23 protein-coding genes are annotated in these 25,057 nt (G+C 33.3%); 13 read left to right on the forward strand and 10 right to left on the reverse strand.

The features are described 5' to 3' along the window. Positions 1–25: 25 nt before the first annotated feature. Positions 26–1,027 carry an AAA family ATPase gene (locus tag SJY34_RS10445; RefSeq protein WP_400075405.1) on the reverse strand — a complete coding sequence of 334 codons (1,002 nt, stop codon included), beginning with the start codon at positions 1,025–1,027 and terminating at the stop codon, positions 26–28. Between the two features lie 160 nt (positions 1,028–1,187). Then, a complete protein-coding gene (locus SJY34_RS10450) occupies positions 1,188–1,751 on the reverse strand; it encodes a DUF4382 domain-containing protein (RefSeq protein ID WP_400075407.1) in 564 nt (187 codons plus the stop codon). Positions 1,752–1,855: 104 nt separating this feature from the next. Here SJY34_RS10450 and SJY34_RS10455 point away from each other — a divergent pair, with 104 nt between their 5' ends. The 4 genes from SJY34_RS10455 to SJY34_RS10470 are packed head-to-tail and all read left to right on the forward strand — an operon-like array spanning position 1,856 to position 5,150. Continuing rightward, entirely contained in the window at positions 1,856–2,719 is an 864-nt protein-coding gene (locus SJY34_RS10455) for an aldo/keto reductase family oxidoreductase (RefSeq protein ID WP_400075409.1), read from the forward strand. Between the two features lie 56 nt (positions 2,720–2,775). Further along, the gene (locus tag SJY34_RS10460; RefSeq protein ID WP_400075411.1) at positions 2,776–3,531 is read left to right on the forward strand and encodes an SDR family NAD(P)-dependent oxidoreductase; all 756 of its coding nucleotides are present in this window, start codon (positions 2,776–2,778) and stop codon (positions 3,529–3,531) included. Positions 3,532–3,552: 21 nt separating this feature from the next. After that, the gene (locus tag SJY34_RS10465) at positions 3,553–4,011 is read left to right on the forward strand and encodes a hypothetical protein (protein ID WP_400075413.1); all 459 of its coding nucleotides are present in this window, start codon (positions 3,553–3,555) and stop codon (positions 4,009–4,011) included. Positions 4,012–4,016: 5 nt separating this feature from the next. Then, positions 4,017–5,150: an ATP-binding protein gene (locus SJY34_RS10470; protein ID WP_400075415.1), complete on the forward strand. Its 1,134-nt coding sequence runs from the start codon at positions 4,017–4,019 to the stop codon at positions 5,148–5,150. A 214-nt stretch (positions 5,151–5,364) separates the two neighbouring features. Here the strand turns inward: SJY34_RS10470 and SJY34_RS10475 are convergent, their stop codons facing one another. The 6 genes from SJY34_RS10475 to SJY34_RS10500 all read right to left on the reverse strand — a co-directional run bounded on the left by SJY34_RS10475 (position 5,365) and on the right by SJY34_RS10500 (position 12,604). Next, on the reverse strand, positions 5,365–6,552 hold the full coding sequence (locus SJY34_RS10475; protein ID WP_400075417.1) for a DUF1501 domain-containing protein: 1,188 nt from the start codon (positions 6,550–6,552) through the stop codon (positions 5,365–5,367). Positions 6,553–6,562: 10 nt separating this feature from the next. After that, positions 6,563–7,936 (reverse strand): DUF1800 family protein, encoded by a 1,374-nt coding sequence (locus SJY34_RS10480; protein WP_400075419.1) that lies wholly within the window; start codon positions 7,934–7,936, stop codon positions 6,563–6,565. 136 nt (positions 7,937–8,072) lie between these two features. Further along, positions 8,073–8,594 (reverse strand): hypothetical protein, encoded by a 522-nt coding sequence (locus SJY34_RS10485; protein ID WP_400075421.1) that lies wholly within the window; start codon positions 8,592–8,594, stop codon positions 8,073–8,075. A gap of 23 nt (positions 8,595–8,617) precedes the next feature. Further along, positions 8,618–9,544, reverse strand: a complete 927-nt coding sequence (locus tag SJY34_RS10490; RefSeq protein ID WP_400075423.1) for an OmpA family protein — start codon at positions 9,542–9,544, stop codon at positions 8,618–8,620. A gap of 226 nt (positions 9,545–9,770) precedes the next feature. After that, positions 9,771–10,520 carry a LytR/AlgR family response regulator transcription factor gene (locus tag SJY34_RS10495; protein ID WP_400075424.1) on the reverse strand — a complete coding sequence of 250 codons (750 nt, stop codon included), beginning with the start codon at positions 10,518–10,520 and terminating at the stop codon, positions 9,771–9,773. After that, positions 10,517–12,604, reverse strand: a complete 2,088-nt coding sequence (locus tag SJY34_RS10500) for a histidine kinase (RefSeq protein WP_400075426.1) — start codon at positions 12,602–12,604, stop codon at positions 10,517–10,519. Before SJY34_RS10500 ends, SJY34_RS10495 begins: the two co-directional genes overlap by 4 nt. Before the next feature lie 286 nt (positions 12,605–12,890). Here SJY34_RS10500 and SJY34_RS10505 point away from each other — a divergent pair, with 286 nt between their 5' ends. Genes SJY34_RS10505 through SJY34_RS10535 form a run of 7 tightly spaced genes read left to right on the forward strand, consistent with a single transcriptional unit; the run spans position 12,891 to position 20,604 of the window. Continuing rightward, on the forward strand, positions 12,891–14,504 hold the full coding sequence (locus SJY34_RS10505) for a tail fiber domain-containing protein (protein WP_400075428.1): 1,614 nt from the start codon (positions 12,891–12,893) through the stop codon (positions 14,502–14,504). Between the two features lie 34 nt (positions 14,505–14,538). Then, entirely contained in the window at positions 14,539–15,750 is a 1,212-nt protein-coding gene (locus tag SJY34_RS10510; protein WP_400075430.1) for a serine hydrolase domain-containing protein, read from the forward strand. A 34-nt stretch (positions 15,751–15,784) separates the two neighbouring features. Continuing rightward, entirely contained in the window at positions 15,785–16,738 is a 954-nt protein-coding gene (locus SJY34_RS10515) for a Kelch repeat-containing protein (RefSeq protein WP_400075432.1), read from the forward strand. Between the two features lie 30 nt (positions 16,739–16,768). Further along, complete coding sequence (locus SJY34_RS10520) at positions 16,769–17,341, forward strand: hypothetical protein (protein ID WP_400075434.1); 573 nt, start codon at positions 16,769–16,771, stop codon at positions 17,339–17,341. A 22-nt stretch (positions 17,342–17,363) separates the two neighbouring features. Then, a complete protein-coding gene (locus tag SJY34_RS10525) occupies positions 17,364–17,939 on the forward strand; it encodes a hypothetical protein (protein WP_400075436.1) in 576 nt (191 codons plus the stop codon). Positions 17,940–17,971: 32 nt separating this feature from the next. Beyond that, entirely contained in the window at positions 17,972–20,149 is a 2,178-nt protein-coding gene (locus SJY34_RS10530; protein WP_400075438.1) for a tail fiber domain-containing protein, read from the forward strand. After that, positions 20,146–20,604, forward strand: a complete 459-nt coding sequence (locus SJY34_RS10535) for a T9SS type A sorting domain-containing protein (RefSeq protein WP_400075439.1) — start codon at positions 20,146–20,148, stop codon at positions 20,602–20,604. Before SJY34_RS10530 ends, SJY34_RS10535 begins: the two co-directional genes overlap by 4 nt. A 48-nt stretch (positions 20,605–20,652) precedes the next feature. On the opposite strand, the gene SJY34_RS10540 is transcribed toward SJY34_RS10535, so the two are convergent. Continuing rightward, positions 20,653–21,201 (reverse strand): hypothetical protein, encoded by a 549-nt coding sequence (locus SJY34_RS10540; RefSeq protein WP_400075441.1) that lies wholly within the window; start codon positions 21,199–21,201, stop codon positions 20,653–20,655. Continuing rightward, a complete protein-coding gene (locus SJY34_RS10545; protein WP_400075443.1) occupies positions 21,191–22,744 on the reverse strand; it encodes an aldehyde dehydrogenase family protein in 1,554 nt (517 codons plus the stop codon). The genes SJY34_RS10540 and SJY34_RS10545 overlap by 11 nt, the downstream gene beginning before the upstream one ends. 121 nt (positions 22,745–22,865) lie before the next feature. Between SJY34_RS10545 and SJY34_RS10550 the strand changes: the two genes are divergently transcribed. Next, positions 22,866–23,945 (forward strand): isoaspartyl peptidase/L-asparaginase family protein, encoded by a 1,080-nt coding sequence (locus tag SJY34_RS10550; protein WP_400075445.1) that lies wholly within the window; start codon positions 22,866–22,868, stop codon positions 23,943–23,945. 366 nt (positions 23,946–24,311) lie between these two features. Beyond that, the gene (locus tag SJY34_RS10555; RefSeq protein ID WP_400075447.1) at positions 24,312–25,043 is read left to right on the forward strand and encodes a DUF6090 family protein; all 732 of its coding nucleotides are present in this window, start codon (positions 24,312–24,314) and stop codon (positions 25,041–25,043) included. The last annotated feature ends 14 nt before the right edge of the window (positions 25,044–25,057 follow it).

Genomic DNA, 25,057 nt, shown 5'->3' on the forward strand with positions numbered 1-25,057 from the left:
TGAAAACTGATTTACTGACAACTATTTATGGTACTTCAATCTCGTTTACAATCTTATTTATAATGTCTTCTGAAGTGACATTCTCCGCTTCGGCCTCATATGTAATACCTATTCTATGACGCAATACATCGTGTACTACTGCACGTACGTCTTCTGGAATTACATAACCTCTTCTTTTTATGAAAGCGTAGCATTTTGCTGCAGTCGCTAAATTAATACTTCCACGAGGTGAAGCCCCAAAAGAGATTAAAGCTTTTAAATCACCTAATTTATATTTTTCAGGATAGCGTGTTGCGAAGATGATATCGAGAATATATTTTTCAATTTTTTCATCCATGTAAACCTCTCTAACAGCTTCTTGCGCGCTAAGAATTTGTGTAATCGAAACCACAGGATTTACCTTATCCCAAGCTCCTTTTAAATTCGCTCTCATTATCATTTGCTCTTCATTGATCTTAGGATAATCAATAACTGTTTTCAACATAAAACGATCCACTTGAGCTTCAGGCAAGGGATAAGTTCCCTCTTGCTCAACAGGATTTTGTGTAGCCATTACTAAAAACGGTTTATCTAAAATAAATGTTTCATCTCCAATAGTTACTTGTTTTTCTTGCATGGCTTCAAGTAAAGCAGACTGAACTTTCGCTGGTGCTCTGTTAATCTCGTCTGCTAATACGAAATTGGCGAAGATTGGACCTTTCTTTATAGAAAAGTCATTTAACTTCATGTTGTAAATTAATGTACCCACAACATCGGCTGGTAATAAATCTGGTGTGAATTGTATTCTGCTAAAACTCGCATCTATAGCCTTAGATAGTGTGTTTATTGCTAAAGTTTTCGCCAAACCAGGCACACCTTCTAATAAAATATGACCTTGGCCTAATAACCCAATGAGCAATCGCTCTACCATGTGTTTTTGCCCAACAATGACCTTGTTCATTTCTAAAGTCAGCAAATCTACAAATGCGCTTTCTTTTTCTATCTTTTCGTTAATTGATTTAATATCAATTGTACTCGTTTCTTCCATGATTATAAAGGTTTAACAGCGAAACTATTTTTAGTAAATTTTCGAGGTTGCAAAATGTTAAAATTATTTGTTAGTTGCTGTTAACAATTGGTTAAAAAAAATGAGCAATACTAAAGTACTGCTCATTTTAAGAATTAATTATGGATTGGGATAATTAATATTAATATTTTCTTATTTCTGTATATATTTCTGGGCTGAGAATCATAGTGTCTTCATCTTCATCAAAATTAATAGAATTATCAATATCGATGTCTATTTCAAAATCGTATGTATGAGTTGCTGCCAATTCTAACTGAACCAAATTAGAAGGTTTTAAATTACCCAAATCTGTAACATCAAAACTATACAAGGTATTATTGATATCTATGAAATTATTATCTCCAAGTACCAATCTAATCTCATAGATGTATGTTGCTTGCATTTCAAAATTATCTACTAATAATAATTCTGAATCATTTCTAAAATCAAAAATATTATATGTACCTTGATTTATAGCATTTAGGCTTATCCAAGCATTTGGTGCATTATCATCTTCCTTTACTTTTAGTTGTACATCTTTAAATTCTAAGTAAACTTTATCAAATTCACCAACAGTACTTTTTAACTTTACGTTTATACCTGATAATTGATTACCCGAGCGGATATCTTCTGTTGTACAACTCGTGAAACAAGCTGCAATAATTAGGCTAAAAAAGAGTGATTTTATAGGTTGTAAATGTTTCATGATTTGGGTTTCATAATAATTACAGATCAATAATACCGTATTCTGTATGTTTTGAGTATTTTTATACACCAATTGCATAAAAACCCGTATAAACTGAAAAATAAGTGACATATTCTCGATTAATTGCAGGCACCATGACTTGGGGAAGTTGGGGAAAACAACTCTCAAAAAAAGAAATGGCAGCGTTAATGAATTTCTGCGTTTCTAATCAAATTACAACTTTTGACCACGCTGACATCTACGGAGCTTATACTACAGAAGCTGACTTTGGAAAAGCATTCACTTCATCAGGAATAAAACGTGAAGACATTCAACTGATTTCCAAATGTGGTATTCAGTATATGTCCGAAAACCGAAAAAATAAAGTTAAGCATTACAATTATGGAAAAGACTATATAATTTGGTCAGTAGAAGAATCTTTAAAACATCTTGAAACCGATTATTTAGATTTATTGTTATTGCATAGACCTAGCCCATTAATGGTTGCTGAAGACATTGCTGAAGCGATTACCATCCTAAAAAAAGATGGAAAGATAAAAGATTTTGGAGTCTCTAACTTCAAACCTTCACAAATGGAAATGGTTGGTTTGCGAATGGATATTGATGTTAACCAGATAGAATTTTCGTTAACTGAACATTCTGCTATGCATAACGGCACTTTAGATTATATGATGACGAGCGGAATAAAGCCTATGGCTTGGTCACCGTTAGGAAATGTATTTAGAGAAGACAATGAACAAACTAGACGCATACATAAACAACTTGGTGAGTTGATGGATAAATATAATGCTACTGAAGATCAATTGTTGCTAGCTTGGATATTAAAACATCCTTCAAGAATCCATCCAGTATTAGGAACTACCACCAAAGAAAGATTAAAGCAAGCCGTTGGAGCATACAAGATTGATTTAGAATTAGAGGATTGGTTTTTGATATTGGTAGCTAGTCAAGGGCATAAAGTGCCTTAATGAAAGAGGCCATCCCATCCCTTCCCAGAAGGAAGAGTTTTTAAAACTCAAATAGAATGAATAAAAGAAAAGTCGCATTAATTACAGGTGCAACAAGTGGTATTGGCAGAGCAACAGCTCAAGAATTTGCTAAACATGGTATCAATTTAGTGTTATGTGGTCGAAGGCAGGAGCGACTAGATAGTATTGAAAAAGCCCTATCTAAAGAGACTGATGTACACACTCTAAATTTTGATGTACGCGATAGAAAAGAAACACTAAAAGCTATTGAATCGCTACCAAAAAAATTTCAGAATATAGATATACTCATTAATAATGCAGGAAACGCTCATGGTTTGGACCCAATACAAACAGGAAGTTTAGACGATTGGGATGCCATGATGGATATTAATGTGAAAGGATTACTCTATGTGAGTAAAGCTGTGATACCAGGAATGACGGAACGAAAATCTGGGCATATTATTAACATTGGCTCTTCTGCTGGTAAGGAAGTTTATCCAAAAGGAAATGTCTATTGCGGAAGTAAGCATGCCGTTTTAGCTATTACCGAAGGTATGCGGCTCGATTTGAATCCCTTTGGAATAAAAGTCGGCGCTGTTAATCCTGGTTTAGTAGAAACAGAATTTTCTGAAGTGCGATTTAAAGGTGGAGATGAAGCTGATAATGTCTACAAAGGTTATAAGGCATTACAAGCAGAGGACGTGGCTGAAGTCATACATTTTGCAGTTACTAGACCTGCTCATGTTAATATAGCTGATGTGTTGATGTTTTGTACAGCACAGGCCAGTTCTACTATTGTAAAAAAAGAATAACATAAACCTATTTGTATAAAAATGAATGCAAATCCTGAGTTAAAGAAATTTTTATTGGCTTATGACCATGATATTCAAAAACTAACATTAGCATTACGCGATTTTGTCACAGACTTAATTCCTGAGGCTAATGAGTTGATTTGGGATAATTATAATGCAGTAGCATTGGCTTACTCTAAATCTGAAAAATTGAAAGATGCATTTTGTCATATTGCTGTATATTCAAAACATGTCAATTTTGGATTTAATCGTGGTGTAGAATTAACCAATGGGAATTTAAAATTAGAAGGAAAAGGTAAATTGATTAGACATATATCTGTAAAAAAAATAGAGTCTTTTCCAAAAGATGATATTTCAAAAATGATATGGGAAGCTGTTGGAATTTCAGAAAATTTAAATCCCAATTTAAAAGAGAAAAAAAATCTACCAAAAAGTATAGTCATGTCTGTATCTGAAAAGAAAATCCGACCAAAAAAATAAAACTTTTGATTAACAAACGTCTTCTCATAAAAAACTTATTAGCTCATAACGATGAGAACAGTTTCTATGACAAAAAGCGAAAAATTGATATCAGTTTTAAAGAAGGTAAAGCAAAATTTCTAAAACATATTTGTGCACTTTCTAACAGCAATCCCAAAAACAATTCTTATATCGTTATTGGCGTTGAAGATGAGGACAACAAAATTATAGGAGTAGACTTTTTTGATGATAGTAAAATTCAAAATCTTATTAATGCCTATCTCAGTAATCCTCCAATTGTTCAATATGAAAATATTCCGTTTCCACATTTACCAGATGATAAGGTCGTTGGCTTAGTTACCATAAGGCCTATTAATGATATTACCTCCCTAAGAAAAAACATATGGAAATATTATGGTGGTGCTGTCTTTTTTAGAGATGGTAGTATGAGTATGCCGAAGGTTTTTGACATAGAGATTAAAGATGTTAATTCTAAGATTGTTATTGCTATAGAAAAACATGCACGAAATAATATTCAATTAACACTTGACGGTGTTTTTGACTTTATGAATAAACGCCAAGATTTTAATCCTAAGTATAAAGTCTTTAAAGAGTACTTTGTATTATGCTGGTCTGGCGATAAAAAACACGTAAAAGAAAAAGTATTCTTTTCTCGAGTTGATATAGAATTAATAAATGAGCAAGTGCGCTTGTTCTATTCTGCACTAGATGAAGTGGCTATATCTTTTACAGAAAATTCATTTAAGATTATAGAATATGTAAAGCTAGGCTTGCAGCAATCTTATAAGTATTATAAACTAGAAGAAAAATTTATTCATTTTGATGATAATGCCAATTATTCCATTGAAACTAATCTTATTTTCGATCCACCTCAATTCGATAAAAAAGTGTTACACCATATTTATAATGCCAACAATTCTATTCTAGAAAAACTCGAAAAAAACATCTCTGTAAATGAAAATGAAGAAATAGATTTACAGAATTTGGCTGCCAGTTATTTAATTTGTTACCTCAACGGCTTTGATGATGCTTTGCTTAAGTTAGAAGCCGCAAAGTCCTATATAAAAAACTACAATTCTGAACTCTACAAATCTTATAAAGAAACCATGAGAATATTAAGAAAAGTAAAATATAGTTAGTTCGTCGGAAATAACGAGATTTTTACCCTTATTTTGCGCATCTTATCGGAGTTATAATTAAAACAGTACAGATTATACATTTTTTTTTACCATTCATCATAAAATTTGTTGACCAAAGGATTTTATGCACATATTTGTAGTGCTATTAATCAATTATTTAAGCCTTGTTTCATTAATGCGAAAGCAGAATTGGAACAAGGTTTTTTTTATTTTCTTAAATAAAATCTAATACTTTTTGTTTGGCAGGTATGATACCTTCAGCTGAAACTTCCATCCATTGCGAAAGAATTGTGGTATAGACAGCTCTAAAATCTATCGTGAATTTGATGTCTCCATTATTATCCAAATCATTTAAACTACTGAGATTATTGTAAAACCCAGCCTTTTTCAAGTTTTTACCAATTATAAATACATTATTAGCAGCTCCGTGATCAGTTCCGTTTGCTGCATTCTGTTTAACACGTCTTCCAAATTCCGAAAAAGTTAATATCAAAGTATCTTCAAAAGTTCCGTTTCTTTTTAGATCTTTTACAAAAGCTGAAACACTATCCGCATATCGAGATAATAATTGGCCCTGCTTATTATTTTGATTGGCATGTGTATCAAATCCACCTAAAGACGAATAAAACACTTTAGTATCTATATCTGAATTGATGAATTGGGCTACATTTCTAAGCTGCTTACCAAAACTATTTTGAGGATACTCTTCTTGCGATAATTTTACCTTAGTATTTTCATAAATATATTTAGCTGAAGATTTAGCCTTTATCATCGTTTGGTACAAATAGCCTAAATTATGTTCGCTTAAATGAGTGTCATTATAATGATTAAGTACGTTTTTAAAATATGGGTCTTTAGATGATCTATACAAGGATTTATAATTATTTGTTGCTATACCATTAAAATGCTCTCCTTTCATAGCTAAACTCAATTGTTCGTCCATTTCTAGAGCATTATATGGTTTTTTTCCATGCTTGTCAAAATAGCGTCCCAACCATCCACTCTGTAAATACTCATCCGAGCTACTCGCGGTTTGCCATATATCCATAGACCTAAAATGAGAACGCACAGGATTTGGATAACCTACATTATTTAAAATCGATAATTCCCCATTATCAAATAGGTTTCTTAATGGTGCTAGACTTGGATGAAAGCCTAAATCATCGTTTAGCTTTATAATATCTTTGGTGATTGCAAGTCGAGGTCTTGCATTATAATATATATCATTATTATACGGAATTATGGTATTTAAACCATCGTTTCCACCTGCTAACTGAATAATTACTAATCGCTTATAACCTAATTTTTCAGTAGCTACAGATTCAAAAGCTTTAATAAAATTGGGAACAAAAAATAAGCTACTTGCTAGAGCTGAATTTTTCAAAAATTTACGTCTTTCCATAATTACACTATTAACACATTTGATATTCTGGTAATGACATTAACTGAATACAATAATCTTGTTTCGATTTTTTGTTCAGTGTTTTTAAATAGTCTTCAGTCCCTTTATTAATATTTCCTTGAATTATATAATCTTTAAGGTTTTCAGTTTCAACTAATTTAAAATTATCTAAAAAGGCTTCCCAATCTGGTAGTGTTTTAAATGGTAATTTATCTTTATTTCGTTTAAAGTATTTCTCCCTAAAATTATCATTAAAGTCACCATGCTTCTTTAAAGAAATCATTGCATTATTGAATAATACTGACGCTAATTTTAATCGCACCATAATGGTGTTGGCATCTATCCAAGCTTTATCTCCTTTCCAGCCAGCCACGTTTGGCGGATTTAACAAGGTTTGCCCTAATAATTTTTGAATTTTAATAAGATCTCTTTCTCTTTCAAATTTTACCGGAATTGTATTAGCCATACCAACTAAAAAATCTATTGGAGATTTAATTTTTGCTCCAATATTTTCTTCAGCATAAAACCAATCAGATGTAAACACATAACGCATTAAGTTTTCAATGTTGTAATCTTTAAAAAACACATTGGTCATTGCTTCAATATGTTTTTTATTTGGTTTTGGATTTACAAAATAGCGATAGATTTTATCCGAAATGAATTTTGCACATTGCTTATTTTCTAGAATTATATCTATAATATCATCACCAGAAAAGTTGCCTATTCTTCTAAAAAATAGTTTTGAACCTTCGTCATGTTGTCTTGCTCTAAACTCAAAATTGCCTTTATAATCATGCTTATAACCTGTAAATGCTCTAGCACTTTCTTTAATATCTTTTTCAGAATAGTGACCTTCCCCTAAGGTAAATAACTCCATCAATTCTCGTGCAAAGTTTTCGTTGGGCTTTTGTTTTCGGTTTTGTTTTCCATTTAGATACCTAAGCATCGCAGCCTCTTGTGAAATGGCCTTTACAAATGCTCTAAAATCTCCTAAAGCAAACGTTCTAAGTGTATTATTATATTGCTTTGCATACAAAGGGTTTGTATCTCGACAAACAAAATGATTTGCCCAAAATAATGTCATACGCTCCCTAAGTAGTTCTTTTGGAAACATTAAACGCTCAATCCAATTATAATTTAATTCTAAATATTTTTGTCTATTTTTTTCACGAATCTCCTTAGCTAAAGAAGGATATTTTTTAATGTCCATTGGGTTGACACCATCTAAGTAATACAGGTCTAATTCTAATTGCGTAATGGTATTAGAGTTTTTAAAAAGAGCATCAACAACATTATCTTTGTCTTTATGTTCTTTACCAAAAAATTTAGGATTCACTCCAAATCCTGCTCGCCAATATAAATGTTGAAATTCTTTTTGATTCATACGAATTAGACTATGTGTATCAATAATAGTTTAATCACTAAGATAACTATTTTAAAACCTTAACCTTTAGTTCAGAAATAAGAAAACCGTTCCTAAATACAGAAACGGTTTATTGTTTAACTTATTTTGAAAGCGATTATTTTCCACCATCTAGTTCATCTTGCCATTTTAGCAAATCTGCCCAACGCCCTTCGTAAGCCATTTTAGCTTGCTCTGGCCAAGAACCAGGATTGTGAATTTTAAAACGATCTCCTCCACTGTCTAATACGCTTTGGCATTTATCTACTGAACATTCAGATAAGCCTTTCCAAGTATTAACATTGTGATTATGGAATAATTCTTGAATTTTTGGCCCAATACCTTCAACAACTGTTAAGTCATTTTCTTTTATACGCTTGCCAAAAACTGCTTTTGCAGCATCTGCATCAAAAGCAATTGCCGTAGTTGTTGCAGCAAAGGATGATGCGATGTCAGTCTTAGCTGATTTTAAATCTGCTTCTAATGATGTTCTCGAATTTCTACAAGCTTCTAAGTCTGCTTCTAGTCTTGCAATTCTATCGCTGTCGTCATTTCCGCCACCTAATAGACGACCTAATAAATAGCCTAATAATGCACTAATTAGACCTACTAATAATGGGATTAATATACACCAATTCATAATTTTATAATGTTTTAAGTTTGTTAGTTAATTGTTATTACGGTACGTCTGTTTTCAGCTTTACCTTCTTCTGTATTATTATCTGCAATAGGCTCTGTTTGACCTTTTGATGTTGCTTCTATATTAGAACTCAAAATTCCATTGCGTACTAAATAGCTTTTACCAAAATCTGCACGGCCTTGACCTAATGTCATATTATTTGCTGCATCACCAGTATTATCAGTATGACCAACAACTTGAACTTTAACACCAAGTTTATCTACACAACGAGAAATGTCTGCAATTTTTTGACGTTGTTCTGCCGTTAGATTAATCTGTGCTTCTCCTGTTTTAAAATGTAAAACAAGTGGATTCTCTCTAATAGCTTTACAAGCCGCTTCCAATGCCTCGTCTGTCGCACCTTCTTCAAAGGTTACAATGCCAAATTTTAAAGGTCCAAATAATGTACTTGCATCGTCTGGATTAATGCTGTCATTCAATTCCCCATGCGTATCAATTTGCCTAGAAGGGATTCCTTGAGAGATTAAATAATTCTTAACGGCATTGGCTCTTGCCAATCCTAAGTTTGGATAAGCCGAACTGTTAGTTTCATCACTACGATAATAACCCGTAATATCAATATCCTTTAATGGGTTCGCTAAAAGGTAATCTTTCAATTTTACAACTTCTGACGTTACACCAGTAGAAATAGGCTCTAAAATTGAAAAGTTCGATGTTTTAAAATTAAAGTTATCATTAATTTTAATGTTGAAGTCTCCATCAGCATCAGAAATACTAAACGCATTTCGAGTGGCAGGAATAACTTCAGGTTCTGCTACAACATTGGTATTTTCAGTTTCTGCTTCACCATTTGGATTACAGTGACAATCATCACACAAATAGCAATACAATAACGTACCAATAAAAATTGTAAGTAAAATACCTAAAAGGTAAGATGTTTTTTTACTCATTAGTTAGTGTTTTTGTTAATTGACCCTCAAGATATTAAAAATTTAACATCTCTAGCCATTTATCTGAAACACAATGCTTAAAAAAGTCACAATTACACACCTTTAACTAAAATATATAATTGAGTTTTCAATTCATAAAAAAGCCACATTTTTCGACATGGCTTTGAATAATTTTATAAATCAAACTTAATCACTTGTTCTAAAGATAATAATTATTAGAGTTCAATTAAAACGAGTCTAAAAAATCATTCTTCTTACGTACCGAAACTGGTATACTATCACCATTAGACATAATTACAGTACCACCTCGTCCTTTAATGTATTTTTCGACATAATTAAGATTAATTAAATACGAGTTATGCACGCGTACAAATTGCGAAGCATCTAATTTTTCTTCCATAAACTTAATTTTTCTAGTGACTAAAAATTTACGTTTATCATTGAGGAAAATTTCCGTATAGTTACCATCACTATGGCAATATATAATAGCATCCGTTTTTACAAAATCTAGGCCTTCCATTGTAGGTAAGCCTATTGATGTATTGTTCTTATTGCTTTGTAAGCTTTCAAATAAATTGGCAATGTAATTTTGCGCGGTATCGCTCTCTAAAAGTTGCGACACTTTATCTACAGCTTTTATTAATTCGTCTTTATCAACAGGTTTTAAGAGGTAATCTGCCGCTGCTGTTTTAAAAGCTTGGAGCGCATATTCATCGTAAGCAGTAATAAAAATAACTTGGACATTTGTATCATCAATTTGTTTTAGTAATGTAAAACCATCCATTTTTGGCATGGCTATATCTAAAAATAGTACATCTGGTCCGGTATCATTTATAAGTTTTACAGCCTCTTCGGGATTTATAGTTTTACCCACAACCTCAACCTGTGGGCAATACTTTGCCAACATACGTTCCATAGATGTTAGTGCCATAGGTTCATCATCTATAAGTATTGCTCTTAGTTTAGGATTGCTCATACTTCTATTTGTTTTGGTAATATGACTTTAACCAAAGTGCCTCTTGCTTTTTCGTTTTCTTTTAAATCTACGACTTTAATACCAGCTTCTTTGCCATGGATGCTTTTTAATAACTCTAAGCGTCGTTGCGTTAATCCTATGCCTTGAGATTTGTACTTAGGTTTATGAGCTTTTTGTTCTGCACTTGCCGCTCTGCCAACTCCATTATCTTCTATTTTGCAAATAATATTTTGTTCAGTTTCTGAAAAAGATAAACTCAGTTTTCTGTTGTTTTCTTTTGCCATTAACCCATGCCAAATGGCATTTTCTACAAAAGGTTGAATCATCATTGGTGGTATTAACACCTTATTACTATTAATAGATGAATCTATGGTTAAGCTAAAATCTATGGAATTATAAAATCTAAGATTTTCTAACTCTATATACAATTTCAGTAAATCAATTTCCTCTTCTAAAGTTACAAATTTGCGCTTTGAATAATTAAGTGTAAAACGCATTAAACGCGAAAACTTCACCAAATAATTTGAAGCATCTTCGCCACTATCATTTTGTATAAACTCGTTGATAGAGTTTAGCGAATTAAACATAAAATGTGGATTCATTTGCGAGCGAATGGTATTAAGCTCTGCTTCTATGGCGATACGTTCTGTATTGGTGATTTGTTCCTTATGTTGGCTAATTTTCAGCTTTTGTTTTTGATTTCTTTGATATAGAAAAAAGCCCATTAATACTATGGCAGTTAGAAAGGAATATATTAAAATATTATTAGTTTTTTTTGTTTTGATTACTCGTTCATCTAATTCTATTTTATTTGAACTTAGGTTTGCATTTTCTGATAAAAGTTCACTGATTCCTAGTTCTGCCTTTGCAAGAGCTACTTGTTTTTTTGCTATCACTCTATTTTCAGCTTCAAAAGATTTATCTGATTCATTTCTATAAAATAGTGCTGAATCGTAAACCTTATTCGCTTCAAAAGCTCTAGAGAGCCATAACTCAATTCCACCTTTGTGATAATTTCTTATTCTACTCTTTAGTTTATAACTCGATCTTAATAGATCAATGGCCTTGGTTGTTTGGTTTAGCCGAAGATAAATTTGCGATAAATATGTTGATGAAATGGCTTGAACACTGTTGTTTTTAGCTTCTTTAGCTACTGTATTACTTTCCAAAAACATAGCTTCAGCTTCATCCAACTTTTCTAAATTCAATAGTATTTTGCCTTTATTCAATTTATTATAACTATCCTTAAATTTGCTGCCTTCTAAACTATCAATGCGAAAACAAAAAGCATTATAATAGGCTGCTGAGTCTAATTGATTAATGTTAATATAAGCATTAGTTACAAGTGTAAGTAGGTTACTTGGATTTCTATACTCTGAATATTTTTTAGTAAACATGGGTCTTATTTGATTCCATATTTTAATAGAACTTTCTGAATTATTCGTAGTATTGAAATCATTTAATAGCTTTTTTAAGGCTAAAATCATATTAATAGTATCCCCAATTTTAAATGCAAAATCATAGTGCTTTTTATTGTGATATACAGCTTGCTCGTAATTGGCAGACCGACTATTATAAAACTCTAAGTTAGAATGATAATCGATGATTCTTTTGTCAACCTTACTTTTTTCCGCATAGCCTAATCCACGATTTAGTTCTTTTAGTCCTTGTTCTAAGCTAAAATCATTTAAAGGAAAATTTCGACTCGTTTTCCAACAAATAACAGCAAGTAATGTATAATCTACAGGCTGTTTTTTAAGAATATCTTCTTCTAATGTAGTATAAGCCTTCTTGGCATTTTCATGGTCGTTATTTGACCGCAAATAATCTGCCATAGCTAATCTGGCTATAAAATTATCTTTATAAATATTCATCACATCATCAATAGAATCTTTTGGTATGTAATAAACCAAATTAAGTAATTGTCTTAAGTGAGCATCCTTTTCTTCATTAGTCTCTAAAGTATCATAAGCCTGTATATGTTCAATTAATTTTTGACCTTCTTGCTCCTGTCCTGCGGAAAAAAGGAAACAAAATAATAGGCAATAAAAGGTTATAATCTTATTTAATGATTTGTAGTTCACTACTAAAAAGTTCTTAGAATTAAACACTAATAATACATTTTAAATATATCATCTCATACCTACAGTGTATAAGCGTGGCATTTCTAACACAAAGCGTACACTAAAGTTGATAAACGTGAAAACAGCTTTAAAACCTTCATAACCAAACGATTTAAACACTTATACAGTCACTTTTACAAATTACCATGTAATTCTACACACTTGTACAGTGTGTCTTTAAAATTCAATCTTACCAAGATACATTTACTAAAGTTAAGACAATCAGCACTATAAATACTATTACATTATGAAAAAAGCAGTTATACTTATCACTTTTATAATTTCTCTTACAACATTTGCCCAACAAGGCATTAATTACAAAGCTGTTATTAAAGACGATGTAGGTAACATCATTGCCAACGATTTAATAAGTGTACAGTTTAGTATTTTACAAGGCGTAGCCGAAACCAATGTCTATACAGAAACGCACACTCCAACTACAGATGTCAATGGTATTATTGTAGTAAATATTGGAGAAGGTACAGTCCTTAGTGGTGATTACAGGACTATAGATTGGGCGAGTGATACACACGCACTAAATGTACAAATTAATATAGGTGCAGGATTGGTAGATTTAGGCACCACCACGTTTAGAGCAGTGCCTTATGCATTGCAAGCTCAAAATGCCACAACAGCAGACAACGTTAGTGGTCTTGAAGCTTTAGATGAAGGTAATGGTATTGGCTGGCGTTTAAAAGGGAGAGATCCAGGATTATATGGAAGAATTGGACTAGAAGCCAATGACTTAAGCTTTTCGGATGTTACATCTACATCTTATGGAGCGACAGGAGTTAATTCAACAGCAATAGGTTTTAATACAACAGCTCCTTCATTTGCAGAAACCGTTATTGGGAGTAGAAATTTAGGTTACACACCAAATAGTACTACCAGTTGGAATAACACCGACCGCCTTTTTGTTATTGGTAACGGTTTTACTAATACCAGTAACGCTCTTACAATATTAAAAAATGGAAAAACTGGGATTGGCACGGATTTGCCGAATGCTTTGTTGCACCTTAAAAATGCGGCAAGTACTAACAATCCACAATTACAGATTACAGAGAATATAGCGAATGCTGGTACAAGAATAAACTTTAAAAACGCTGCAGAAACAAACAACCGTTGGACACTTTTTACTAGAACTGATAATACGCATGAAAGTAGTCAGTTTAATATTTTTTATTCAGGTCTGTCAAATAACTTAATGTCAATAAAAGGCAATGGTATTATAAACATTAATGGTAGTCTGGCTTTGGGCAATTTTACGCCAGGACACATATTGGATACTGGTGGTCGTATGCGGATTAGAAGAGGTAATAGTACATCGGCTGGTATTTGGTTCACAGATAATGATGGTGTAGACAAAATATATAGCGGAGCGGCATCTCATAGTTTATCTAATACTATTGATGTCTGGGGCGTTTTTATAGATGATGGATATAAATTTACAGTTGGTAGTGATGGAAATGCTTTTTTAGTTGGTACTCTCTTTCAAAACTCAGACAGTCGACTTAAAACAAATATCACTAATTTATCTTATGGTTTAGAAGAAATATTACAACTACAACCTAAACAGTACTTCTGGAAAAAGCGCCCAGAACAAGAGCAAGCCTCTTTAGGTTTAATTGCACAAGAGGTAGAAAAATTAATCCCAAACATTGTACACGAAGGTAGTGATGATAAAAAAACCTTGAGTTTAAGCTATATCGAGTTGATTCCGGTATTAATAAATGCAATAAAAGAACAAGACCAAAAAATTAGTGATTTAGAAGCGCAACTCTTAAAAGTAGAACACTTAGAAGCACGTTTAAATGCCTTAGAAAATCGAGACTCTAAGGACAATAAAGACTCAAAAAAATAATCAAGACTCTGAATTCATTTAAAACAAACCTATTATGAAAAAAATACTATTGACATGCTTTGTATTAGCAGCTACAATTTATAGTTGTAATAAAGATGAAACTGAAGTAGACACCGATGCTATCTGTGATACACCAGGTAATGATGGTTGGTGTTTTAGTATCACAGACTTTGCTGAAAATCTCGGGCAATATTTAGGAGAAACAACAACGGGTTTCAGCTATTCCATATACAAAGAAGATGAGATGAAAGCAATTGGAAGCGAAGGGGTCTCTGTTACTCAACAAGATGGTGGTCCATACAACATTAATGCTTCAATAACAGCAATGAATGTTGGTAGCACAGCTAAATCGTTAACCACCATAGCAACATTGCAACTATTAGAACAAAACGGACTTACTCCAAGAGATTATATTAAAGACTATTTACCACAATGGTGGACATTTGGTGATGATATAGATGCCATAAAATTTGAAGACTTATTAACTCATAGAAGTGGTTTTAGACCATTTTATAATACAGGACTCCCTTATGATGCCGTAAGTTATAATCAGATAAAACAAGAAGTTGAAAATGGAATAGATTATAGTAACTATTATGGAGTAGCGAATTATCAAAACATAAATTTTTGCATTCTAAGGATTATTATTCCAATTCTTAATGGAGATATGGATAAGAATAGTCCTTTAATAGATGTTGCCGCTGATCAACTTACCATTCAAAGTTATATGAACTACATTAAAAGTTATGTCGTTGCTTCCGCCGGATTTGGTACAGACAACATCTCTTGCGATAATGACCAAGACATACACTACTATAATTACTACAATCCAAATGATACTGGTTGGTTAACTGGGAATGAATGCCAAAACGCTGGTGGTGGCACACTTAGTATGCCGTCAGTAATCTTAGGTGGTATTATGGCTAGAGCTTATTATACCAACGATTTACTTTCTCCTGCTATGAAACTATTTATGTTTAATCCTACACTACCATTGGGTTGTTATGACAATCAAACAGATGTCACAAATAATTGGGGATGGCAATTTCATCATAATGGAGGTTTCAGAAATAACGGAAATCCGCAAATTGGCAAAGGAGGCCATGCTTGCTGGTATGTCTTTCATAATGGAATTACAGTAGCAGTCTCAACGAACTCTTATGGCGGAATCGAAGGCGATAATAGGTTTGAAGATATTAATGATCTTATAGAAGTCGCCTATGATGGCGCTTGGTCTCAAAATTAAAATTTTAGAAGTAATCAATTCAAATTAAAACATTATGAAAACACTTAATTCTATACTCGTATTATTAGTTACAATAGTCTTTTTAATGTCATGCAGTAGCGACGACGATGGTTCTAATCCTATAACAAGCAACCTAGAACTTAATACACCTGCATTAACTACAGATGCTGCTTTCACCAAAAGAAGAGGTCATAAATCGGTCTACTTTAATAGCAAATTTTGGGTTATTGGTGGTTATGATAGTAGCTTAAGAAATGATATTTGGTCTAGTACAGATGGAATTACTTGGACGCAAGAAGTTGCGAACGCAGCTTTTTCAGCCAGATACAATTTTACTTTAACTGAGTTTAACAACAAGCTATGGATTATAGGCGGTGTTGGTGCTACAAATGATATTGTGTGGAGCAGTACTGATGGTATTATTTGGTCGCAAGTAGTAAGTCAGCCATTACTCACAAGAAATAATCACTCTGCTTTTGTATATGACAATAAACTTTGGGTTGTAGGTGGAAACAAAGACAACAATCCTAGAAATGATGTATTAAATAGCAGTGATGGTGTGTCTTGGACGGTTGCAAATAATAGTGCTGCATTTGCACCAAGATTAGGACATAGCTCAATAATTTATGATAATAAAATGTGGGTCATTGCAGGAATAGATAATGCTGGAAGTAAAAATGATGTCTGGTATAGTACAGATGGTGATAACTGGACAGAAGCTAGCAATAGTGCCGAATTCCCAACACGAACTTTACATGCCTCTGTTGTATTCGATAATAAAATGTGGGTGATTAGTGGTATTGGAGACAGTGTTCAAAATAGTGCATGGTACAGTTCTAATGGCAGTACGTGGACAGAGGCCATAAATAGTATAGGCTATAATCCTAGATGGGATTTTGAAGCCGTAGTAGCTAATGGTAAAATATATGCTATCGGAGGTAATACAGTTGGGCCAGGTCGCTTAAATGATGTTTGGGTCTTAGATTAATCATAAACTATAGTAATAAAACTAAATCAAATGAAAAATAGCATCTTCTTAATCGCAGTCTTACTATTATTTTATGGCTGTAGTAATAATGATGATTCCACTAATCAATCATTAGAAGAAAACCCAATTGAAAAGACTATTGAAATTGCCAATTTAGATTTTGATGAAACAATAGGTGATAATACGTCTCCAATCGCACAATATGGATATACTTTTTCGTCCAATAGCAATGGTAAAATAACAAAATTAGGTTTGTTATTAAAGATAATAGCAACCAATGGAAGAATTCAAATTTGGGATTTCGATACGCAAACTCTAATTTTCGATGAGCTTGTAAACACTTCATTTACAGGCGTGGCAAGCCAAACTATTACTCCCATTAGTATCATTGCTAATAAAAAATATGTTATTACGGTAGTTACTAGGATGTACCAAACCTATTTAAATAATTCTTTAACACCAATTTATCCTATTCAGGCGGATTCTATCACGCTAATTGAAAGTAGGGCAGATACAAATTTCATGAGTTTTCCAACGATAGGAAACCCAAACGCAGCAGCGCTCGCAGGAATACCAACATTTGCATTTGAACCAGATAATTAATCAACCTTTTTATAAAGAAATTATGAAAACTTATAATTATACAATCGTAACTATTATACTATTAATACTGCTATCAGCTTGTAGTAATGATGATGATAATAACACAGCAAATGGTGAGGTTAATATTATTCAATCTGTAATTGCTGAAGAAAATTTAAGCACTATTAGTTTTCTTGTAGTCTCCAACCCGCCAGAGGTAGAACGTGGTGTTGTATTTAGTACATCGATAAATGGAGAAATTACTAAAATTGGACGCTCTGATATAACTGGAGACGCAACCATATACAGAATTTTTGACGTAGCTAACCATTCAATCATACAAGAATTTACTATACCAGATTCTGGCGTTTCTAATATGCTAGTTTTAGCCACACCTATTTCTATTGAAGCTGGTAAAAAATATATTATATCATCTAATAACACAAAACCCTATGGCGTCTCTAGACAAGATGCTCAAGATTTTTTACCCTCCTCAAAAAATAACATAACATTAGAGAAAACAGTTACAAAAGATGGTCCGCCTGGCACATTACCTGATGCCATTGAACGGTATGATATACTTTATGGTGTACCACTTTTTGTGTTCTCTCCAAATTAATATTTTAAGAATTCATATAAAACAACAAAATCATGAAATCAAAACTCACCATGTTACTTGTATTGTTAACAATTAGCACAAGTTTCGCACAACAAGGCATTAATTACAAAGCCGTTATAAAAGATGATGTAGGTAATATTATTACTAATCAACAAATCACTATAGAGTTCAGTATTTTGCAAGGCATTGCGCAAACTAATGTTTATAACGAAAGACATTTGCCAACCACAGATGCTAATGGAATTGTAATACTAAATATAGGCAACGGTATTGTGCTAGGTGGAAGTTTCTCTAATATCGATTGGGCAAATAACATTCATGCTTTAAATGTGCAATGCGATATTGGTAACGGTTTGTTTGATTTAGGGACAACACCCTTTTCGTCAGTACCTTATACTTTTCATGCGTTTAGTGCCACTACAGCCTCTAATGTAAACGGTTTAGAAGTTATAGATGAAGGTAATGGATCTGGTTGGCGATTTATTGGACGAAATCCTAACAGTTACGGCAATTTAGGATTTAATGCTGTTGATTTAAGTACCAATACTACTGACTCTTCTATTTATGGTGCTACAGGAAATTTCTCATTTACAACAGGTACAAGAGCTACTGCATCAGGCTTAAGATCAACAGCTATGGGAAACAATACAACTGCTTCTGGGGAATTTTCTACTGCTCTTGGTAATAACACATCAGCAATAGGTGAAAGCTCTAGCTCTCTTGGGTTTGCAACTGCAGCAAATGGTGAAGCCTCTACTGCTTTGGGCTTTGCTACAGAAGCAAAATCATATGCTGAAACTGCCTTAGGAATTAAAAATACAGATTATACACCAAATCAGCTAAACACCTGGTTCGGTACAGATCGATTATTAGTCGTTGGTAACGGAAATAGTACGCCAAGTGATGCCCTTATCATTTTAAAGAATGGTACCATTACTGCACCTAGTTTGGATGTAACTGAAATTGTAAACGACAAATCATTAACCACAAAAGAGTATTTCGATGCAAATCGTTTTAGTGGTGATTATAATGATCTAACTAATATTCCTAATGTTGAAATGGTATCGGGTCTTGAATCTTTAAACGAAGGCAATGGCATTGGCTGGCGATTGAAAGGTCAGCTGCCAGAATTTTATGGAAATATTGGCTTACAGGCTGTGGATTTGAGTTTTAGTGGTACACTATCTAATAGCAGAGGAGCAACAGGGTCTTACTCATTTGCCACTGGAAACGGCACAAATGCCTCAGGAGATTACTCAATGGCGGCTGGACTTAACACCTCAGCTTTTGGAGACTACTCAGTTGCATTAGGAAGAGGCACTGCAGCAGATGGAAACAACGCTACAGCGTTTGGTTTTGGAACTGCAGCAATTGGCGCTAATTCAACAGCAATGGGTTTTGGGACAGTTGCTTATGCTTCTAATGAAACAGTTGTAGGGAGATACAATGAATCTTATACACCTGGCAATTCAAATACTGATCGTCTATTTGTAGTTGGTAATGGTGCAAATTCCTCAAATCCTAATAATGCTTTTGCTGTATTAAACAGTGGTAAAGTTGGTATTGGAACTAACCTGCCCAATGGGCTTTTAGGTATTCAAAGAAATAGCAATAGCTCAGTGCCTCAGCTAGAACTCATTGAGGATCAGCCAGATGATGGTGCTAGAATAGATTTTAAAAATGCATATGAGACCACAAATAAATGGACACTCTATGGAAGAGCAGATAATACAACTAATAGTAGTGAATTTAATATTTTCTACTCTGGAAATATTGGAAATATTATGTCTCTACGCGGTGATGGCAACGTCTATGTTAATGGTAGTTTAGTGCACAGTAGTGATAAACGTCTTAAAAAAGATATCACAACTTTACCTTATGGTTTAAATGAAATATTACAACTACAGCCTAAACAATACTTCTGGAAAAACAGAACAGAGCAAACACATAAATCCCTTGGTTTAATAGCTCAAGATGTCCAAGATGTCATTGCTAACGTAGTACATATAGGAAATGATGATAAAAAGACTTTAAGCCTTAGTTATACAGAATTAATTCCAGTATTGATTAATGCTATTAAAGAGCAACAAGCAATTATTAACAAGCAAAATTTAAAGATTGAAGGTTTAACATCAGAATTAGAAACACTCAAAATACTAGATTCTCGTGTTAAGCAATTAGAAACCTTATTAAAAACAAGTCAACGATGAGAACTTTATCACTTATAATATCAGTGTTATTATACACACATTTAGGAATTGCACAAAGCATAGAAAAGTTTAGTATAGACTCAGGAGGAGCCTCAGTCTCTTCAGGAAATATTCAAGTATTATATACCATAGGAGAAGTCAATGTACAAGAAATAAGTGCCGGAGGCATTTCGATTTCCGAGGGGTTCATTAATAGTTCTAGCAATAGCGCTTTAGGTATTTCTGGAGTTGAAATGAATGATATAAATATTTACCCTAATCCAGCTTCAGATAAAGTGACTATTGTCTCAAATAACCCCATAGATAGTATCGAGGTTTACGACATCTTAGGTAAGCAAATAAAGACACTGAAAAGCACTAACCAAATAGATGTTTCCGATTTAAATGTAGGAATATATCTGTTTAAAATATGGATTGAGAAGCAAGTTCAGACTAAAAAGGTAGTTGTTGAATAAAGTAATAACTAGTAATTAAAAAGCCACATTCTTTAATGTGGCTTTAATTTAATCTTCTTTAAAAGGTGGTGGTGGACAAACCGGAAATACGAATTCTTTTGGAATATCTTTTTTTGCTTCGCCTTCATAAAAACCAAAAATGTGTGCCCACCAACTTTTTAATGGCTCTTTTTCAGTAAATAAGTATGTATTTTCTATTTTATATGAGTCTCCTGAAATATCAATATTCACAATAGCTGCGTAGTAATACTCCCAATTTCTCTCGTCAATTCGCTTAAGAGCAAATACGTTAAAAGCATAATGCACTTTATCATTTGACGGTTCAACAAAGCTACCTATCGTAAGGTCATCTGGATAATTTTTTAGAGCTTCCTTAAATTCAACTAACCTATCATAGGTCCATGTGCCTTCTGGTGGTTTTGAGTTTTCTAAATGCTCAATGTTACCATTTCTAAGGCTATTAGTAAAATTCTTACCCAATGAATCAATCAACTTATAGTTGATTTCATTCTGAGAGAAACTACTCAAAACAAAAACTAAGGTAAAAAGTAATACAATTGAAGATTTTCTAATCACAATAAGTTTATTACAAATCAAACTTAATCCCTTGTGCTAAAGGTAATTCATCGGAATAGTTCACAGTGTTTGTCTGTCTTCTCATATACACTTTCCAAGCATCAGATCCAGACTCTCGTCCACCACCTGTTTCTTTTTCACCACCAAAAGCTCCACCAATCTCTGCACCAGATGTTCCGATGTTTACATTAGCAATTCCACAATCAGAACCTGCATAGGATAAGAATTTTTCTGCTTCTTTCATTTCGTTAGTCATAATAGCAGATGATAAACCTTGAGCAACTCCATTTTGTTTTGCAATAGCATTTTCTACTTCACCAGAATATTTCATTAAGTATAAAATAGGAGCAAATGTTTCGTGTTGTACAATAGCAAAGTCATTCTCAGCTTCTATTATTGCTGGTTTTACATAGCAACCAGATTCGTAGCCTTCACCTTCCAAAACTCCACCTTCTACTAATACGTTTCCGCCTTCAGCTTTTGCTTTTTCAATTGCAGCTAAATACGTATTTACAGCATCATGATCGATTAATGGACCAATATGGTTTTTTTCATCTAAAGGATTGCCTATCGTTAATTGCCCATAAGCACCAACAATGGCATCTCTTACTTTATCATAAACTGATTCGTGAATAATTAAACGACGTGTACTTGTACAACGTTGTCCACAAGTTCCGACAGCACCAAATACAGCACCAGGAACAACCACTTTTAAATCAGCGGTTGGAGTAATAATAATCGCATTGTTGCCACCTAATTCTAATAATGATTTACCAAAACGCTCCGCAACAGTAGCTCCAACGATTCTTCCCATTCTTGTAGAACCTGTAGCAGATACTAAAGGAATTCGATTATCTGTAGTCATGTATTCCCCAACTTTGTAATCTCCATTGATGATACAAGAAATACCTTCTGGTAAGTTGTTATTTTTTAAAATGTCAGCGATGATATTTTGACAAGCTACAGAACATAAAGGGGCTTTTTCAGATGCTTTCCACACACAAACATCACCACAGATCCATGCTAATGCTGTATTCCAAGCCCAAACTGCAACTGGGAAATTAAACGCAGATATAATTCCAACTACACCGATTGGATGCCATTGCTCACGCATTATATGACCTGGACGTTCAGATGGAATCACTTGTCCATTTAATTGACGTGATAAGCCAACAGCGAAATCACAGATATCAATCATTTCCTGTACCTCACCATAACCTTCTTGAAGCGATTTACCCATTTCATAAGAAACAAGTTTTCCTAGAGGTTCCTTTAAGTCTCTTAGTTTATTTCCGAACTGACGCACTACTTCACCTCGTTGTGGCGCTGGCACATCTCTCCAAGATAAAAATGCTTTAGTTGCAGCGTCCATTACTTTATCATAATCTGCTCTAGTCGTCGTCTTTACTTTACCAATTAATTTGCCATCTACTGGTGAATATGATTCAATAATCTCTCCGTTAGAAAAATTATTAGAGCCTGTAGAAGTACCTTCATTTAAAGCTGTAACACCTAATTGACTTAAAGCTTCTTTTATTCCGAAATCGGTAGCAACTGCTTCCATATATGTATGTTTTTTGTGAATTATTAAATTTTGACGCGAAGTTACTAATAAATTGTCAGTTTTTCTTGAAGCTACAATTCTAAAAATGTAACTTTAAAGCACTTATAAAATCTAAGCCATCATGAAAAAAACAATTCCATTTATTCTTATACTATTTATATGCTTTGCATGTAAAAATGAAAACAATTCTAAGGATACTGCAAAAGCTGAAAATACATCTAAAATAACCACTGAAAAACCAGAATTTGCTATTATTATTCATGGTGGAGCTGGTACGATTCTAAAAAAGAATATGACACCAGAAAAAGAAGCCGCTTATAAAGCCAAATTAGAAGAAGCTATTAGAGTTGGATATGAAGTTTTAAAAAATGGAGGAACAAGTTTAGATGCTGTGACCAAAACCATCAATGTTATGGAAGATTCACCATTATTTAATGCAGGAAAAGGAGCTGTGTTTACCAATGCCGAAACTAACGAACTAGATGCTTCTATTATGGACGGAAAAACTTTAAATGCTGGAGCGTCAGCAGGCACAACAACTGTTAGAAACCCTATCGATTTAGCGAGAGCTGTTATGGATAACTCTAAACATGTGATGCTCTCAGGAAAAGGTGCTGAAATCTTTGCTGAAGAACAAGGGATAACTACAGTAGAGCCAGAATATTTTCATACAGATAGACGTCTAGAATCTCTAAAGCGTGTTAAAGAACGTGAAGCAAAAAAAGCAGGTAAAGTAGATACTGAATCCGCCTATTTAGATTTCTATGATGCCGATATTAAGAATGCTAAATTCGGAACGGTTGGTTGTGCCGCCTTAGATAAAAACGGAAATCTAGCTGCAGGCACCTCAACAGGAGGTATGACTAATAAGCGTTATGGCAGAGTTGGTGATGCTCCAATTATTGGCTCAGGTACGTATGCTAATAATGAAACTTGTGCAGTCTCAAGTACTGGTTGGGGAGAATATTTTATTAGAGCACAAGTTGCTCACGATATTTCTGCTTTAATGGATTATAAAGGATTAAGTTTAAAAGAAGCTTCAAAAATAGTTTTAGATAAGGTTAAGGATTTAGGGGGTGATGGAGGTATTGTTGCTGTAGATAAAGATGGCAATATGGTTGCCGAGTTTAATACTGCTGGTATGTATAGAGCGACCATGAATGACAAAGGGGAATTGGTTATTGGTATCTATGAACAATAATGTCTGGTCGAGCGCAGTCGAGACCTAAAACCTTTCGTTTTGCTTTGCAAGGTGCTTTCATGCAAAATATATTTTGCAATCAACAATGCTCAAGGAGACAAACTTCATTCTGTAACAAATTACTATCTTCATACACATATAATTAACCAACCTCAACTACAACCATCAACCTAATTTATTTTCAACCAAAAGAAAGTAAATGATTAAATTTTTTAGGCGATTTCGCCATTATCGCAACACAATTTTGATTCATCAAAATCAAATGTCCTGTGGACATTTGGTGAAGATAGCCGCTTGCGGAATTCATAAAAACTTAACTATAAACATATGATAAAGTTTTTTAGAAAAATCCGTCAAAACCTAATTATGGAAAACAAAACAGGCAAACCTGCCTTGCCGGCAGGCAGGTACTTTAAATACGCTATTGGCGAAATTATCCTTGTAGTTATTGGGATTCTTATTGCGCTACAGATTAATAATTGGAATGAAAGGCGACAAAAGATAGCACTCGAAAGCTCATATTTATCCGAAATAAAAGAAAACCTAATTAAGGACACCTTAAACATTAATAGCACTGTAAATTTTCACAAAAGAAAATTTGACACTATAGCTAACGTTTTTGGCTTATTTGAAGTGGCTAAGCAAGGCAAACCCTATTTTTATAAGTTGAGACCAAAAATCGAGGTATTAACAGATTTTAAAGTGTTTATGCCTGTGAGAACAGGTTTTGATAATATGGTGTCTTCTGAAAAAATAGGACTAATAAGAAATAAAAAAATACGCACCATATTGTCTAACTACTATAGCGATTTTAGTTATAGAGATGGAACCCAAGAACGAACAAAACAGTTAACAAGAGAATTTACAGATGATATCATCCCGCAATTAATGACTAAAGAATTTTTTCAATCTTTCATGGGATTAGATCTAGATCTTAAATCTAATGATGACGTTAAAATATATAACAATGACACCTTAATATCTAGTCTATTTGTAATGATGCAAAACTCTGATGTCCTTGTAAAAGAGTTAATTACAAGAAAAATAGCTATAAAAGACATTATTAATCAAATTGATAAAGAATTAGATAATGATTAAATTGTTTAGTAAAA

Origin of the sequence: Winogradskyella sp. R77965, from assembly GCF_044594915.1 — a bacterium.
GTDB lineage: Bacteria > Bacteroidota > Bacteroidia > Flavobacteriales > Flavobacteriaceae > Winogradskyella.

Excerpts from the sequence above, each read along its gene's own strand:
- SJY34_RS10445 (WP_400075405.1), bottom strand. The coding sequence starts at position 1,027 with ATGGAAGAAACGAGTACAATTGATATTAAATCAATTAACGAAAAGATA.
- SJY34_RS10450 (WP_400075407.1), bottom strand. The coding sequence starts at position 1,751 with ATGAAACATTTACAACCTATAAAATCACTCTTTTTTAGCCTAATTATT.
- SJY34_RS10460 (WP_400075411.1), top strand. The coding sequence starts at position 2,776 with ATGAATAAAAGAAAAGTCGCATTAATTACAGGTGCAACAAGTGGTATT.
- SJY34_RS10465 (WP_400075413.1), top strand. The coding sequence starts at position 3,553 with ATGAATGCAAATCCTGAGTTAAAGAAATTTTTATTGGCTTATGACCAT.
- SJY34_RS10475 (WP_400075417.1), bottom strand. The coding sequence starts at position 6,552 with ATGGAAAGACGTAAATTTTTGAAAAATTCAGCTCTAGCAAGTAGCTTA.
- SJY34_RS10480 (WP_400075419.1), bottom strand. The coding sequence starts at position 7,936 with ATGAATCAAAAAGAATTTCAACATTTATATTGGCGAGCAGGATTTGGA.
- SJY34_RS10485 (WP_400075421.1), bottom strand. The coding sequence starts at position 8,594 with ATGAATTGGTGTATATTAATCCCATTATTAGTAGGTCTAATTAGTGCA.
- SJY34_RS10490 (WP_400075423.1), bottom strand. The coding sequence starts at position 9,544 with ATGAGTAAAAAAACATCTTACCTTTTAGGTATTTTACTTACAATTTTT.
- SJY34_RS10495 (WP_400075424.1), bottom strand. The coding sequence starts at position 10,520 with ATGAGCAATCCTAAACTAAGAGCAATACTTATAGATGATGAACCTATG.
- SJY34_RS10505 (WP_400075428.1), top strand. The coding sequence starts at position 12,891 with ATGAAAAAAGCAGTTATACTTATCACTTTTATAATTTCTCTTACAACA.
- SJY34_RS10510 (WP_400075430.1), top strand. The coding sequence starts at position 14,539 with ATGAAAAAAATACTATTGACATGCTTTGTATTAGCAGCTACAATTTAT.
- SJY34_RS10515 (WP_400075432.1), top strand. The coding sequence starts at position 15,785 with ATGAAAACACTTAATTCTATACTCGTATTATTAGTTACAATAGTCTTT.
- SJY34_RS10520 (WP_400075434.1), top strand. The coding sequence starts at position 16,769 with ATGAAAAATAGCATCTTCTTAATCGCAGTCTTACTATTATTTTATGGC.
- SJY34_RS10525 (WP_400075436.1), top strand. The coding sequence starts at position 17,364 with ATGAAAACTTATAATTATACAATCGTAACTATTATACTATTAATACTG.
- SJY34_RS10530 (WP_400075438.1), top strand. The coding sequence starts at position 17,972 with ATGAAATCAAAACTCACCATGTTACTTGTATTGTTAACAATTAGCACA.
- SJY34_RS10535 (WP_400075439.1), top strand. The coding sequence starts at position 20,146 with ATGAGAACTTTATCACTTATAATATCAGTGTTATTATACACACATTTA.
- SJY34_RS10545 (WP_400075443.1), bottom strand. The coding sequence starts at position 22,744 with ATGGAAGCAGTTGCTACCGATTTCGGAATAAAAGAAGCTTTAAGTCAA.
- SJY34_RS10550 (WP_400075445.1), top strand. The coding sequence starts at position 22,866 with ATGAAAAAAACAATTCCATTTATTCTTATACTATTTATATGCTTTGCA.
- SJY34_RS10555 (WP_400075447.1), top strand. The coding sequence starts at position 24,312 with ATGGAAAACAAAACAGGCAAACCTGCCTTGCCGGCAGGCAGGTACTTT.